Source organism: Flammeovirga kamogawensis (assembly GCF_018736065.1).
GTDB lineage: Bacteria > Bacteroidota > Bacteroidia > Cytophagales > Flammeovirgaceae > Flammeovirga > Flammeovirga kamogawensis.
In genome coordinates this window covers 854,795-871,692 of sequence record NZ_CP076128.1, presented here as the reverse complement: position 1 = coordinate 871,692, position 16,898 = coordinate 854,795, and the positions used below count along the sequence as shown (strand labels likewise).

Annotated in this window: 1 protein-coding gene; it reads right to left on the bottom strand. The window is 33.0% G+C overall.

The window, feature by feature from the left end:
- Positions 1-87: 87 nt before the first annotated feature.
- On the bottom strand, positions 88-16,707 hold the full coding sequence (locus KM029_RS03405; protein WP_184679460.1) for a PKD domain-containing protein: 16,620 nt from the start codon (positions 16,705-16,707) through the stop codon (positions 88-90).
- Positions 16,708-16,898: the final 191 nt, after the last annotated feature.

The following is a 16,898-nucleotide window of genomic DNA, read 5'->3' as shown; positions in this document are numbered from 1 at the left end:
ATTGAAGCTAAGATACAAAAATCATATGATTTCTAGCTTATTTATATTAAAATCATTCCTTTTTCCACTTTTATAATTTATATAGTGTTATCTAATTAATAGTATTTGTCCCGTTTTTTCTGTTACTGAACCATCTTTCTGACTCGTATACCTTACTGAATAAGTATAAGATCCTGACATCATTTTAGCACCTTTATAAGTACCATCCCAACCATTTCCTGGAGTACTCGCCTCAAATGAGTCGGTATATACTTTATGGAAAATTGATTCGCCCCAGTTGTTATAAATATGGAAATCTATATCTACAGCATAGGCAGGCTCTAATAAAAATTCATCATTTGTACCATCTCCATTAGGTGTAAAGGCATTAGGTGAATGTAACCTAGCAGGACAAATTTGATTTACATTTATAGTATCTATAGTTGCACATCTTGTAGCATGGCTTTCATCAGTTACAATTACAGTTAAGATACCACTACGGTCTCTTGTAATAACTCTAGAAGTTTCTCCTGTGCTCCATTGGTAGGTATAATTATCACCTTCAACAGCTGCAACATCTAATTTATCACCAGTTTCAAAACAGAACGTAGTGTCTTGTAAAACTTGTACTGGATTAGGATGGAAAGTAGCAGTAAAATCATGTACAAATTCACACATTGTACCAGACTCGTGTTGAACTCGTGTAGTAACTGTATAAACTCCATTTTCTAGAACATCAATTGTTGGAGTGGTTGCTCCATTACTCCATAAGAATGATTCTACTACACCAGGATATTCAGGTATTCTACCATCAAAAGTAATAGGCTCTAAATCACATGATTCTTGTTCCCACTCTGCAATAACATCAGGAACTACATGAACAGTTATTTGATGTGTATTAATACAACCCTGTTCATTTGTTACCTCAACAGAATAAGTAGTTTCTTCTAATGGACCAACTAAAATACTATCAGCAGTAGATCCAGTACTCCATGAATAGGTGACAGGAACATTTACTTGTGGAGTTAATGTTGTTGTTAATCCTTCACAAATCCATATATCACTTTCCATTGTAATAACTGGTAATGGAGTAACAATTACAGAATCGATAAATGTATTTGTACAACCTCCATTGTTTGTTACCTCAACTAGTACTTTATATGTCCCAGGTTGAGTATAGGTAAATGATGCATCACGATCAAATGCATCGAAAAGTGCTCCATTGTCTTCATTAAAATCAAAGTCCCATTTCACATTCTTAATACCATGATCACCAGCTTGATTAAGTTGAGCAGTAGTATTTATAAATTGAGCTGTTTCCCCAATACATATATCATTTACAGTAAAACTAGGAGTTGGGATTTCATAGATATGAATATCTTGCGAATACACAGGTGAAATACAACCTGCTGGAGTTGTAATTCTAAGTTTAATAGTGTGTGTACCGATTGTATTAAATATACTTGTCGTATCACCCGTTGATTGTACCTCATAATTTCCATCATTATCAAAATCCCATTCAAAAATACTACCTTCTTGTGGTGTAATAGCATTTCTTGTAGAGAAGAAAATTGTTTCCATTTGACAACCAAAACCTTTATCTATTGTAAATTCAGCAGTAGGGGTTCTATGGAAAACTACGGTCATTGTATCTGCACTACTACATGAAGTGTCTAATTTATTATTGACATTTAATACCAGTCGAGCAACTACTTCATGAGAATTCGAATTAAAAATTGGGTCAGCCAAAGTTGCTGAGTTAGTATTGAAATCAGATTGTGTATTTATTCTACCACCTGATAAAGAAATAATACTCCAATTGTAATTCATGCCGCTCCAGTATGTATCTAAAGGTGTTATAGTAAATACTTGTTCCTGACAACCTCCCAAATCAGCAGGTAAAATAACAGTAGGTGTTCTTAAGAATGTAATAGAAGATTGATCAGTACCTGTTCCACAATTATTAAATACATTATCAGTTGATAATGATAAATGAGCCGTTAATGATGACGCATCATCAGGCATTGTGTTTAGTATGAAATCTGGGTTGTAACCACTAGTGTTTGATATTGTTACATTTCCTCTGTTATCATTAGTAGAAATGTCCGAATCTATTTGATCAATTGTCCATGCGTAATTAAAATTGCTAATAAACTCTTCGTTATTTGGCTGAATATTAATACTCGTTTGATTACAACTTCCTTGAACAGTAGTAGGAATTTCTGTAATTGGGTTTCTAAAGAAAGTTATATCAATAGAATCACTTACTTGTGTACAATAAGGGTTTGATGGATTAGAAATAGTTAATTTATATCGTGCGGTTAATTGTGCTGCACCATGAGGGAAAGTAGGACTAGTCAGATTCATTTCGTATGCAGAACCCGAAGGTGTTTCCGTAATACTTGCATTTAAAATTGAATCAGAGTCACTTGTAATATCAAGTTGTTCCCATGTGTAGTTAAAATTGGTTACTTCATTTTGAGTTGGGCGAAGTGTAATAAAACCAGTTTCACAAGATACTATAGGAGAGGATATTAATGAAAGAGTAGGCTGTTTGTGGAAACGTATAGTAGTTGTTGCTAAATCAGAACATCCACTCGAACCGTTTGAAACATTTAAAGTAGCCTCAATTTCTATATATGATGCGCCTATTGGGAAACTAGGGTTTCTTAATTCTAATTGATGACCTCTTGTATTATAAGAAGAAGTATCCACTGACCCTGTATTTAAATTAATATCATCAGTTACCGTAATAGTCCAATTATAATCAAAGTGACTAACAAGTTCTTCTCCTGTTGTAATTGAGAAAATTTGATCTTCACATAAATCAGTAGCTGATGGACTTAAAGTGATATTTGGTGTTCTATAGAATGTAAAAAATTCACTTTCAGTACTGAAACAACTGTTTTCTTGGTGTGCATTTTTTCCATCAATATCAATTGTTACATTAATTTCTCCAGATCCGCTTGCAAATTGATTAACATTAATATGTAAACTATCATAACTGCTTAAAGTATCTATTGTACCTCCACTAAGAGAACTCATCTGCCAATCGAATATATAATTATTCATTTGTGATGAAGTGATCGGGAAAGTCAATGCTTTTAAACTGACATTGTCACTACAGCCAATTATTGAAGTAGAAAGTGTAGTATTTAACACGGGGGTTTTAAAGAATGAAACGTCTACTTCTTTTGTAGTAATACAAGGTTGGCTAGCATTCGGGTTACTATTAATGATAGATAATTCATAACGAACATCTATTTGAGTCTCTCCATTATTAAATATAGGATTCTGAGTAACTAAATCTCTTGCAGTAACATCTACTTCAGATACTGATCCATTTGTAGTAGAGATTTTTGTCCATTGATATTGGTAATCAGAAATCACTTCATTAAAAGGAGAGACAGTTATTAAGTTGGTACAACTATCATTTGCAGACTTAACTACATCAAAATTGATATGTGGAACTCTGAAGAAAATAAGTGTGTGTTGTTGTGTTGCAGTACAAGAACTACCATTCGGATTAACTATTGTAAGTTCCATTGTAACTTCAATTTGAGATCGACCATTTGAAAAGTCATCATCTTCAAAATGAATTTCAAAATTCTGATTAGCAGCTTGACCATTAATTACATCAGAAGCAGATCCATTAAAACCATCAATACTTGCAACACTCCAAGAGTAATTGTAGCCATTTATAGTTTCATTACCTAAGGGTTTTATTAGGACAGTATCTAATGCACAACCAGTATGATTATCAGTAAAATTGATCATTGGTTTTCGTGCTAATTGAACTGTATATGCGGTGTCAGCATCGCAACCAGCATTTAATTTGTTCTCTGCATGAACATCAAATCTAGCTGTTATTAACGCTGCTCCTAATGGGAAATCAACAGGGTCAGCATCTATAATCATTTGCCCAGAAGTTGATGTGTTTATATTTGATAGAGATGAAATACTGGCATTGTTATCTGTAAAAATACTATCAATTGTCCATGTGAAATCATAATTATCAGGACGAGTTTCTACAGTTTGTAAAATCAAGTCAGCATCATCACACACCGTTAAATTATTTGAAGTTAAACCAATTGTAGCATCTCTATCAAATTGAACTGTTACTTGGTCTGATGTAGTACAACCATTATCATTATTAGTTGTTTCTAACTGATAAATGGCAATAACACGAACACTATTTGAAGGAAAGGATGGGTTGTGGTTTAAAGTTATAGAATGATCTGTTAAGCTGCTTTCCATAGGGTAAATATTTGCAGCTAATAAATCAATGCCATTATCTGTGAGTATACTTACTCTTGTCCAATTATATGTATAACCTGCATTGTTTGCCTCTGTTGGGAATAAATTTATTGTTCCATCCTCACAAATAGGTGGAATATTTAGATGACTTAAATCTGTAATAGGAGTACGGAAGAAAGTAAATATATAGGTTTCACTATCATTACAACCTCCTAATTCATTTTCTACATCTAATGAATAAGTAACATCAATTCTATGACTTAATGAATCAAATGAGACAACATTAAATTGAACATCTTGATTGTGGTTGTCTAGATGTGTTGTATCAATTGTACCACCAAGTACACTTACTTCATTCCATGTATATCTATAATTAATAATCTTTTCTGTAGCGAAAGGTCTAATTGTATTTGATAATTGACAGTCAATACTATCTAAAGATTGAGTTGAATTTAAAATTGGATTCCTAAAGAAAGAAGCCATAATAGTATCTTTATCGATACATTGAGTAGATAAACTATTTTCAACTACAACCTCATATTCATACTGCATTAAGGCACTTCCCGTAGGGAAGAAACTTGTTTGATCAATAGGAGAATTTAATGTATATGTATTATTGTTTTGAACAACTTGAGGAGTTGTAAGTGCTTCATTATTAGGGTTATTATCAACAGTTGTATTTATTAGGTTCCAAGTGTAATTAAACTGAGGTACATAACTTTCTGTTGTTTCTAATACTATTGATGTTGTAGAACATTCTGCATTAACATCTGTAATTGTAGCATTTGGTGTTCTATAAAACGTAAATGAAACTGTTTCTGTAGATGAACATGTAGGAGAGTCTGAATTAATAGCGGTTACTTGATAAGTAACATCAATTTGATTCGATGATGTATTGAAAATAGGAGTGTCTAAAATTACATTTTGTGTTGTAGTTGAGGATATGTTTATAGTACCACCCACAACCGATTGCTGGTTCCATGTATAATTATATCCATCAATTATTTCATTACCAAATAATGTAATTGTATTGCTATTTCCACAATCACCACTTGTAAGTGATTGGGCAATTGCCATTGTTGGAACTCTAAATATGCTGAATTGAATATCTTCAAAATCAGAACAATTTGCATTCCCTAAAGTATCGTAATTAAAAACTGAAATTCTATAATTTGCATCAATTCTATGACTGCCAGAATCGAAAGATGAAGCATTTAATTCAATATTTTGAGTAGATGAAGAATAACCAGAACCAATAGAAAGCGTTCCGCCATTTACTTGAACACTATCCCAAACGTAATTAAAACCATCAATTATCTCTGTATTAAATAAGCTAATTAAATTTGTACTTCCACAAGCAGTTATTGATTGGTTAATAGAAATATTAGGCTCTCTGTAGAAGTAAAATCTAAATGTTGAATCAGTTACACATGATGTATTTTCAATATTTTCAACATTAACAGAAACATCAACTAATACAGTATCACTTCCTGCTGAAAAAACAGGGTTGTTAAATGTAAGTGTATGACCTGTTAGCGATGAGTTTGAAATAGAACCACCAACAGTAGTAAAGGTCCAATTAAAATTAAAAGCACTACTAACATCTTCTAAACCAAAAGCTGTTATTGTATTTTCAATTCCACAGGTGGTTAAACTTTGTTGAATATCAATAATTGCTGGGCGGTAAAAGATCATTGTAGTATCTATACTATTGCTACAACTTGGTTGATCTGTATTATTAATTTGTAGTGTAAATGGGATTTCAATTTTATTGCTACCAGCTGCAAAAGCAGTGATTGGGAGTGTTACTTCTATATTTTGATTATTGATTTGATTGGTAATGTCCGATAACACATCACTTGGTAATGTACTTCCATTAGAACCAGCTCCAGATATACCACTAGAATTTAAATTCCATTGATAATCAAAGCCATTTCCATGAGCAATAATTTCGCTTGTGCCAAGAGGGTAGAAGTTGATTGTTAATCCACATGACCCATCATTTCTAACTTCAGAAAAATTAGTGAAATTAGGTGATCTATATAAAGTACTAGCAATACTCATTGAGTCTAAACAACCAACAGAATTTGTATTGAAAGAGTTTAATAAGAAACGAGAGTCAATTCTTGTAGAATGAAGAGCAAAAGTGTCAACAGTAACTGTAAGATTTTCATCTGTTAAAGTTGTCGTATTTATTGCTCCACCATTAAGAAATGTATTTGACCAAGTATTGTTATAGCCAGAAATTCCTTCGTTATTAAATGGGATTAGTGTTAGAGCATTATCACAACTATCGTTACTTGCTCTAGAATAAGTAAGGTTGATATCAGGTTCTCTAAATAATGTGAAATTAAATGTAGTATCATCATCACACATAGATTCACCAGAATTTAATAATGTGATAGTGTAATTTGCATTAATTTCACTTTCTCCCGCATTAAATGTATTGGCGGTAAAAGTTGCAGTTCTACTACCGTCTGGAATTGCTGGTGTTGTAATAATTGTACCGCCAGTTATGCTGTTTTGGGTCCAATCAAAATCCACATCGTTTAACATCTCATTTGTAGAAGAAACCATTACAGAACTCTGACAAATACCTGTTAAACTTGTAAGGCTTACTTCTGGTGTTCTATAGAACCTAAAACTAACAGTATCCTCAGCGTAACAAGTAGTTTGGTTTGTATTGACAACTCGCAAATGATAATACACATACATGATAGATTCAAGGTCAGTAAAACTATCTACTTGAACTGATAATTCTCTTTGAGCGAGTGCGGCATTATCAAAAATAGCACCATTTCTAATTGAGTCAATACTCCATATGTAAGTATATCCATTTACATCTGTAGGGAATGGTGAGGCTAAACCATTTCCATCACATTCTGCCATTTTAGAATGATCAAAAGGAGTGTTGATTGTTGGTGTTCTATAGAAATATAAAGTGTAGTTTTCTGTATTAGAACACGTTGGATCTGCCATTGCAGCACTATTCACTACTGTCAATTCAACTTGGATTGCAATGACTGATTCATTATCAATAAAATCATCATCGGTTACAGTAAATGTAGTATTCTGCGTAGAATAAGTATCGTTTACAGCATAGTCACTTCCATCGTATCCACTAATAGTTGTAATTCTCCAACTATAATTAAAACCAGGTATTGTTTCTAATGCAAATGGTTGTAATTCAGAAGTTAAATCACACGAGTCTGTTTTAGATTCTACAATATCTATATCTGGGTAACGAATATATCTGTAGAGAATTGTTGTGTCATTTGTAGCACAAGCAATGTTTGTATTTGAGTGAGCAATATTTAAATCCATTTCAAAAGATAAAATATGCGCACCATCTGCATATGCAGAATCTCCCACGCTTAACGTTAAATTCTGATTGTTTTGATTAGCATTAATACTATCAAGAATAGGTTGTATTAATACGCCACCATTAGCCCCAACAACGGTTGATGGATCTAATGTCCATTGATAATTAAAGCCATTGTTATGGTTAATAATTTCTGTAGCTCCTAAAGGTTGTACATTTATTAAATCTCCACAGAAGCCAAGGGGCATAGTTTCGCTATAATTTGCAAAAGAAGGAGTTCTATAAAAATGTACAGTAACTGTATCTTTATCTGTACAAGTATTAGAAACAGAATTGACTGCAGTAAGTTCATATGAGACATCAACAGTTGTAGAATTTAAATCAAATGTAGTAATTGATAAATCAAGATCTAAATCATTTACACCACTGTTCTGGTTGATAGTTCCACCATTTACGGTTAACTGTCTCCACGTTCTAATTATTAATGGAATATCCTCTCCATTAAAAGGTTTGATTATATCTTGGGTAGCACAAGAATCCGCTTTTACTGATAAGAAATTTATCTCTGGAGTTCTATAAAAAGTAACTTGGAAAGTTGTGTCATCATCACAAGTGTGAGCTGAAGAGTTAGTAATTGAAACTTGATATTCTAAATCTATCTGGACAGCATCAGTGCTAAAAGAGTCTACATCAACAATAAATTCATTATTATTATTGAGTGAATCAATACTACCTCCAGTAATAGAATTTAAATTCCAGTAAAATGTTTCTCCTGCATTTACAAAAGCTTCATTTGCCGTAGTGAAAGACATTGAAGTGTCTTTTACAGCACATTTTACAAGAGGATCGTTAAATACAATTTCTGGAGTTCTGTAAAATTCAAAATTCACATCTTCTTCATCATAACAAGAAGGCACTTCGCTGTTAAATACACGTAATCTATATGTACCATCAATTTGTAAACTATTTGTCGCAAAAGAATCTACATCGATTGTAATTTCTCGACTGAATAAATTGTTGTGATTTACGCCTCCACCAGAAACAGAAATTGGCATCCATACATAAACAAACCCATTCACATTCGTAGAAAATGGTTCTGATGTTCCTGTATGATCACAATTTGCAATTTTATTGAAAGCAAAAGCAGAATTTATTTCTGGTGTACGATAGAAAGTAATGGTATCTACAGCAACATCTTGGCAAGAAGTATTAGAAACAGCTAAGCTATTGGCTACATCTAATTGAAGAATAATTTCAATTTTTGATTCGGTATCTATAAAATCATCATCAGTTATTGTTAAAGTAAGGTCTTGTGTTGTGAAAGTAGAACCAACACTCATATTATTTGATGGGTCTCCATCGTTACCATCATATCCAGAAATACTCGTTATTTGCCAATTGTAATTAAAGCCACTTATTACTTCTGTTCCAAACGGCTGTAAAGTGGATGTTAAATCACAACTGTCTGGCTTAATTTCTGTAAGACTTATAACAGGAGGTCTTTTGAAAGATAATAAAAGTGTAGAATCAGTCTGACAAGTAACATTATTGTCTGTATGTTCTATGTGCACATCAAGTGATAATATAATTTCATTTGATCCACTTTCGAATGCACTCAATGGCATTGTTAAATCAAAGTTTTGATCATTTACTTGATTTGAAATGGAATCATTAATATTTGATGGTAATGTACTACCATCGGCACCTGCTCCAGTAACTGAATTTAATGTCCAAGTATAGTCAAAACCTTCATTATGATTAATTATTTCGGATTGTCCTAAAGGATATAATTCTACAGAGAGTCCACATTCATCTAATGGTTTATTTTTAACAAAAGCATCAAGAGTAGGAGTTCTATAAAATCTAAATTCAATAGTATCTATATCCACACAACTATTAGCATCTGTATTTTGCACAAATAGTTCATATCTAGCCACAATATACGCAGTGTCTTGATCAAAACTTGTAGCTGTTATTGTAAGGTCTTGATCTGTTAGCGTAGAAGTAGAAACAGTTCCGCCTTCTACTGAAAGTTGATTCCATTGATAGTTATAACCACTTATTACTTCTGTTCCAAAAGGTTGAATTGTATTTATCAAAGCACAAGAATCTGTTCGAGTTTCTACAAAAGCAATTTGAGGCGTACGATAAAACGTAATATTAAAGGTAGTGTCATCGTCACAAGTAGATGCCGTAGAATTATTGATAGTTAACGTATAATTTGCATCTATTCTATGTTGTCCTAAACTAAAATTATCTACGTCAATAATCATTTGATTGCTTGTGGTAGAACTATTGTCTGCTGTAGGAGTGGTAAGTAAAGAGCCTCCCGAAATAGTATTTTGATTCCATAAGAAATCAGCACCATTCAATGCTTCACTATTTGCAGTAACTGTATCAGAAATAGCACAATTATTTACATCTGGTGTGTATGTAATTTCAGGAGTTCTGAAAAACTGAATAGTATAATTTTCAACATCCATACAAGTAGGAGATGCTGTATTTGTTACTGTTAATCTATATTCTGCAGTAATTATTGTTTGGTTTGTGTTCCAACTGCTCACAGCAAGGTTGATATCTTTATTAGTGAGCGCATCTTCTGTTAACGTACCATTTTGTATGCTTATTAAATCCCATTGGTAATTAAAACCAGTAATAACTTCGCTTCCTGAAGATAATAATGCAGAAGATGCACAAGGGTTGTTCCCTGCTTTTGTTTCTGAGAATTGAATATTTGGCGTTCTATAAAAAACTAGATCTAAGTTTCTATTTATACCACAAGCTGGGCTTGCATCAGTTCCATCAGGATTTTTTTTACGAACTCTATTGTTCATTCTAATTGTAAATTGAGAAGCACCTGTAGCATAATCACTATCAGAAAAAGATAATGTTCTTATTTGCCCAAATGTATCAGGAATTGATGACCCATTGTATGAAGAACTATTCCCAGAAGTAATATTTCTCCATCTATAATTAAAGTCAAGTGTTTCTGTATGGTGATTTAATACAACAACTGAATCACACACATCAATCCTAGTATCTAATAAATTAAGCTCCCTTGGTCGTCTTTCAATTTCAAAAATTACAGTTGTATCTTTTAAGCAAGTATTGTCAAATGAGTTTTCTACATGTAATGCTATTTCAAATGATAATGAAGTGGTGTTGTCAACAAAATAATCTTCGGTTAATACAAGGTTTATATTTTGATTATTTTGATTTGCTATAACTTGGTTTACTAAATCTGTTACATTTAAAGCATCTATATTATGATCAGCAGCATTAGAAGACATACTCCATGTGTAATCATAACTTGAATTATGAGGTAAAACTTCTGTTTCTCCAAATGGATAGAAATCGACTTCATATGTACTTCTATCAGATGAATTACATTGTTCTGTTGAGTCAACCCAAGAAGAGAAGTCTGGTTGTCTATAAAATTCAAATGTTATACTATCCCTATCAGAGCAACCAATTTCATTCTCTACATCAACATAATATTTTGATTGTATTCTCGTGCTTCCAGATAAGTAAGAAGTCGGGTTTATGGTTAAATCTTGGATATTTAAATGAGTTGTGTCTATTGTACCTCCATTTAAATACTCTTGTGTCCATGTGGTTGAAAAACCATTAATTATTTCTGCTCCAAAAGGCAAAGCAGTATATAGTGCAGATGTTCCGCACGAAATTAAAGTAGTGTCTAAGCTTATTATAGGAAGTCTGTGTATTCCAACATCTACAGTATCATATGTTAAACAAAGAGTAGGGTGGTTAGTATCTTCAATTTGCAATTGATATTTAATATCAATTCTTGCTGCTCCAGCTGAATAATCACTTTCTTGTGCTGTAACTGTAACTGTATGTAAAGTTGTGTCTGTAAAACTTGTTGTTCCATTGATAGGTCCATTTAATCTTGTCCATAAATATTCAAAACCTGTACTATCATTTGCTATCGGTCTCAATGTTACAGGTACGTCATTACAAACAATAATACTATCTGATCCAATTTCTGAATCTGGATTTTCTCTCACATATACAGTAAGACTATCAATATTATTACAACCTCTTGCAGTAGTAACCATCAATTTTACATTATATGTTCCCACTGCTGTAAAGTCATGATTTGGATCTGCGAGTGTAGAGAAATTTCCATCATTAAAATCCCAATACCATGCAATAATATCATTTACATTAGCAGGTAGTGTTCCATCCCCAATGTAAGTTGCAATATTCGTGTTGTCTACTGTAGAGGCGTCTCTAAATTGAAATGTTTGACCAAGACAAACTTCATTAGATAAAGCGTCGGATTGCCTTTCTGCAGTTAATTCAGCGTCAGGATTTTTAAATTGAAATATTAATGTTGAATCTGAAGAAGGAATAAACTCATGGGTACAACCTTTGTTTGTGGTTACAACTAGTCGTGTTGTTATTACTTGATTCGTACCAATTATTGATCCATCACCATCTAATTGAGTATTGAAATTAATTCTTGGATATCTATGTGTAAGGCTGTCAGTTCCTCCAAAATCAAAAGTGCCATTATTATTAAAATCCCAATCCCACCTTACTATTTTATCATCAGTCACAGGTGTAATTGTTGATAAATCATCAAAAGAGACTTCAAAACTCTCACAAACATTTTGATACGTAAAATTAGCAACAGGTATGGAATTAACGATAACTGAATCTTCAGTAAAAATTGCAGAACAACCATCTGCAGAAGTAGTTCTTAATGTAACGGGATATACTCCTTGACTAGGAAATGTATAGGAGGATATAGGGTTGGTTGAACTTAAATCATAAGTTCCATCATTATCAATATCCCATTCGTAATTAGATATTACTCCTCTTGTATATAGTCCAAAATCAGACAATGAAGCATCTAAAGTTGTAGCAGAACCACCGCATACTTCATCATTTGTAAATGATGGAACAGGTGTTGGATTATAAATCACTCTAATGTTATCGCTAGAAACACATTCAGCAATGTTTAAAACATTATTTGTAGCATCAATTTTATCCACATAAGAGGTCATAATTGTAGCTTGGATTGTATACAATTTTCCATCTGCATCATCTGGATTAATTGTAAATGGGGCAGTGTCAACAGGTGCAAAATTAAAAGTGACTTCAGGATTATTACCACCATTTATTGAATTTACCAAAACTCCATCTACATACCATTGATAAGATAATTCCCATGAGTAAATGTAAGTTGCTGTTTCAATTGTATCTGTAGTATTAAAACTACTAGACCATGACATATCAGTTACATTTAATGTGTAAGTACCAGCATCGGTACAAAGTGTTATATCTGCAGCAGAAATATCAGGGCAACTTAAAACACGCATGTCACCAGAATAATCAGCAGGGTAATTACAACCATTTTCATCTATAAAGGTTAAACTTGGTGTGTAAGTACCTTCAGACATGTATTGAAAAGTGTTGGCACTATCCATTCCTGCTTGCCCATCTCCAGAAGACCATTGATAGATTGTATTTGTAATATCAGTATTTGGGTCATCACGTGGGAAAGCGACTAATGTTGTTGTGGCTGGCTCAAAACTAATTTTTTTCATTATTTCATATGTACCCGAAGTACCTCCAACAACAATAGTAATAGGAGTAGAGGTATCTTGACATCCATGTACATCTGTAACAGTTAAAATTGCATCATAGGATCCGGGAGAATCATAATAATTAGTTGCTGCACCATCGGTTGTGGTCGCATCAATTGTTCCGTCTCCATCAAAATCCCATTCCCATGTTTGGATATCAACAAAAAATAAGTTTAAACCATCTAAATCATCTCGTCTCACTGTATTACCAGGGGTATCATCAGCTAAATCTGAAAAAGAAACAAAACCTGGGCAAACTAAATTAACAGTACTAGGAGTAAATCTAGCTTCAAGTTCTTGCATTGTTGGAACTGTAAATGTAATATCATCATCACTCGAACAACCATTTTCATCAATCACTTGAACTGTAAGTGTATATGTTCCTGCAGATAAAGAAAATGTTGCTTGATCATCAATTTGAGTGTTTGAAACAACAGAAGTCCCCCCAATGCCACCCATAAAATAATTTATAGTTGCAGTAGATAAGTTATATATATCGTCAGTATCTAAATCAAGATCAATTTGAGTTATTATTTCATCACATACATAGTCAAAAGTGATGTAATCGGATATTGGATTAACAAAAGATACTATTGGTTTAGTTACCGTAATATCATGTGTGTAACTAGCAGTACAACCGTTTACCTCAAGGTTTAAAGTAACTGTGTGTGCTAAATTTTGAGGAGAATTTGGAGTACTAAATATAATATTTGTAAGATCTGGGACAATATAATTTCCACCAACCAATACTGTTGTTCCAGAACTTTGAGATACCCCATCAACTAGCCATTCATAATTAGGTTGAAGTGGGCTATACATTAAATTTGTACCTTGGAATGTTTGTGGGTCTCCAACACAAGCAGTAGTATTTCCTGTTACTTGTACTGACCCTCCTGTAATTTGAATCGGTCCGACGGAGGCTGTTTGTAAACATCCTGCATTTGTAGCTACAGTTACTGTACCATTATAGTTACCAGGAATTGGGAAATTTGCATTGACTAAACTAGTATTTGATCCAAAACTAAAAGTTATTGAGGGATCTGTATCAAGTGTAAATACCCAATTGTAAGAGCTTCCTATATTTCCATCTCCAGCATCAAAAGATATAGTATTATTTACACAAGTCCCTACAGATGTTTGAGGTGTAGGGTTTAATATCGGTAATGCATTTGGCATTACTATCGTTGTATCTTCTGTATCAGAACAGCCAACACTAGGTTCAGTAGCAGTAATTACAGCATACACACTAGAAGATTCGGGTATTTCTCCTTGAGTATAGCCTGTAAAAGTAGGAAAGTTGGTGTCTGCTAAGAAATTATAATTTTCATCTTTAGTGATTGGAGAAGTATAATTAACAGTATTTGAAGGTCCAGGAGGATCAATTGTAAGTGTCCATTGATAATCAGTGTCGCTTGTGCCTAAAGAATTGTTTGTAAACCCAAGAATTGTTGGATTACATTCATCTACGGTCAATTCATGTTCTGCTTCAGATGCTTCTATACGGATAGTTTGAGAAGAAGGCATACCTCCACAACCATTAATAATAGCTCGTAGCTCTACTGTAAAAGTACCAGGTAAACTTGTTCTATTATCATCAACAATATCTCCATAATAATAGGATCCAATTCCACTTGTGCCAACAGTTACCCAATCTAAGTTACTAGCATATCTATATTGATAAACAATTGGGTAATCTCCTGATAATCCTAAACCCGCTGTATCTGCAGCCGTAGTTGTATTGAAATTTACTGTAGTACCAATACAAATTACTGAAGGGGCATGTTGTATTGTAGGAGAATCTAATCTTTCTCCGACTACGTAATCATAAGGAATACTAGAAAAAGAACAGCTTGAATTATTTCCAATAGGAGTCAGATCAATATTTCGTGTGATTTGATAAGTACCATGTGTTAAATTAGACAATGTCATTGGGTTCCCGTTTTCAGTTACAATGGTATTTGTAGCTGTATTTACTATCGACCAGCTTTCAGCTTGTACAGTAAATGGGTTATTAATGATATTACCACTTTCATCTTCCCAAGTTTCAGAAGCAGTAAATGTTTCATTTGAAGGGGCACAATCGTATTGAGGTCCAGTTAATGTAATATCTAAAGGTGCAGAATATACAACGATACTGTTTAAAGCACAATTATCTGATAAATCCCCAGTTTGTGCATCAAAAAATAATTCTATTGTATGACTACCGTAGCCATTGATAGATAATGTATCTGTTGTTTTATTATTCCCTTCAGGAGTTCCTCCATCAACAACCCAATAAAAATTAGTAACGTTTTGAAGGTTTATTGCTTGTGTTTCCACATCAAAGTTTTCACTGCAATACCTAGTGTTATTAGTTACTACATTTATACCTGCTTGAGGGAGAACTGGAATTAATTGAGTATCATTATAAGTACATGAATTACCATTAATCTCATTGATGGTTGCACTTATATTTGCGTTAAATGATGTAGGGTTATTGTTTGAAAAACTATGTGTAACTGTATCACTAATTGAGTGAGACTCGCTTGATGAACCATCATCAAAATCCCATGTTAAAGTAGTTGATGCTAGTAATGGGTCTATTGTAGTAGGAGTATAGGTTACTTCATATGTATTACATGTACTCACTATTGAAGTGGTATATAAAGTAGAAATATCTTTAAAATAAAAGTTGATAGAATTGTTAGTTGTTCCTGCACAATTATTTGAGATTGTACTTACCGTTGCTGTAAAATTAGTACCATCTGCAATATTATAAGTATGCATTGATGTGTTAGCTGATGTAGTGTCAAAATTGCCATCTCCAAAATTCCAGTAATAAGTAGGGGAAACGCTATTCCCATCAGAATCTGTTGAAGTTGCAGTGAAAATTACTGATTGTGTAGTTGCACAACTAATTGTCTGATTTATAGTTAAGTCTGTAGTAAAAGGTGTTTCTATATGTATGTAGTTATTTTCTCTTCTAATGAATGAACAACCATCTGAAGTGACCCCACTTAATACAACATCAAAATCACCATAATTATCTAATACTATTTTTGCAGAGTCATTAGTTACAGTGTATAATTTATTATCAACGAGAAATTCTAAAGTACTAAATGTACCAGGAGTAGTTTGTACGAGAGTTATGGTATCACCAATACATGCATTGGTTGCAGAAGCATAAAAAGAGCCTTCTGGCTGATCATACACAACAATTTTATTTGTGACTGTTCTGGTGTAACTCGTACCTCCAGAATCATCAAAAGTTACAGATATAGAATAGTTGCCAAAAGCATTGAATTGCTCAAAAGGTTCAGCAATAGTATAGGTATTTCCATTGTAATCCGTAGACCAATTAAAATTACTGTACGTGTCTGGCCCATCAATTGAAAATTGAATTGCAACACCTTCACAACCTTGAATTACTTGTGTAGTATCATAATTAATCCCCCCCGATGTTCTAACTAAATCTTGACCATGTAATCTATTCGCTAACAATGTTAACGTACAAGTTACGATGAATAGTAACGATCTTAATAACGATTTTGTCATAATAGTAGCTTAATAGAATCAAATGGGATAGGTTAAGTCCCTAATTTGATATAGTTAGTCTTGCTGGTATAATAGCATCAACTTTAATAGAATATTTTGGGTAACAGCAATTGTTAAATATATATCTATAGAATTTAAGAAATATTTAATAGATAATTAAATTAATTAACGAGTATAATTAAAAAATGTTA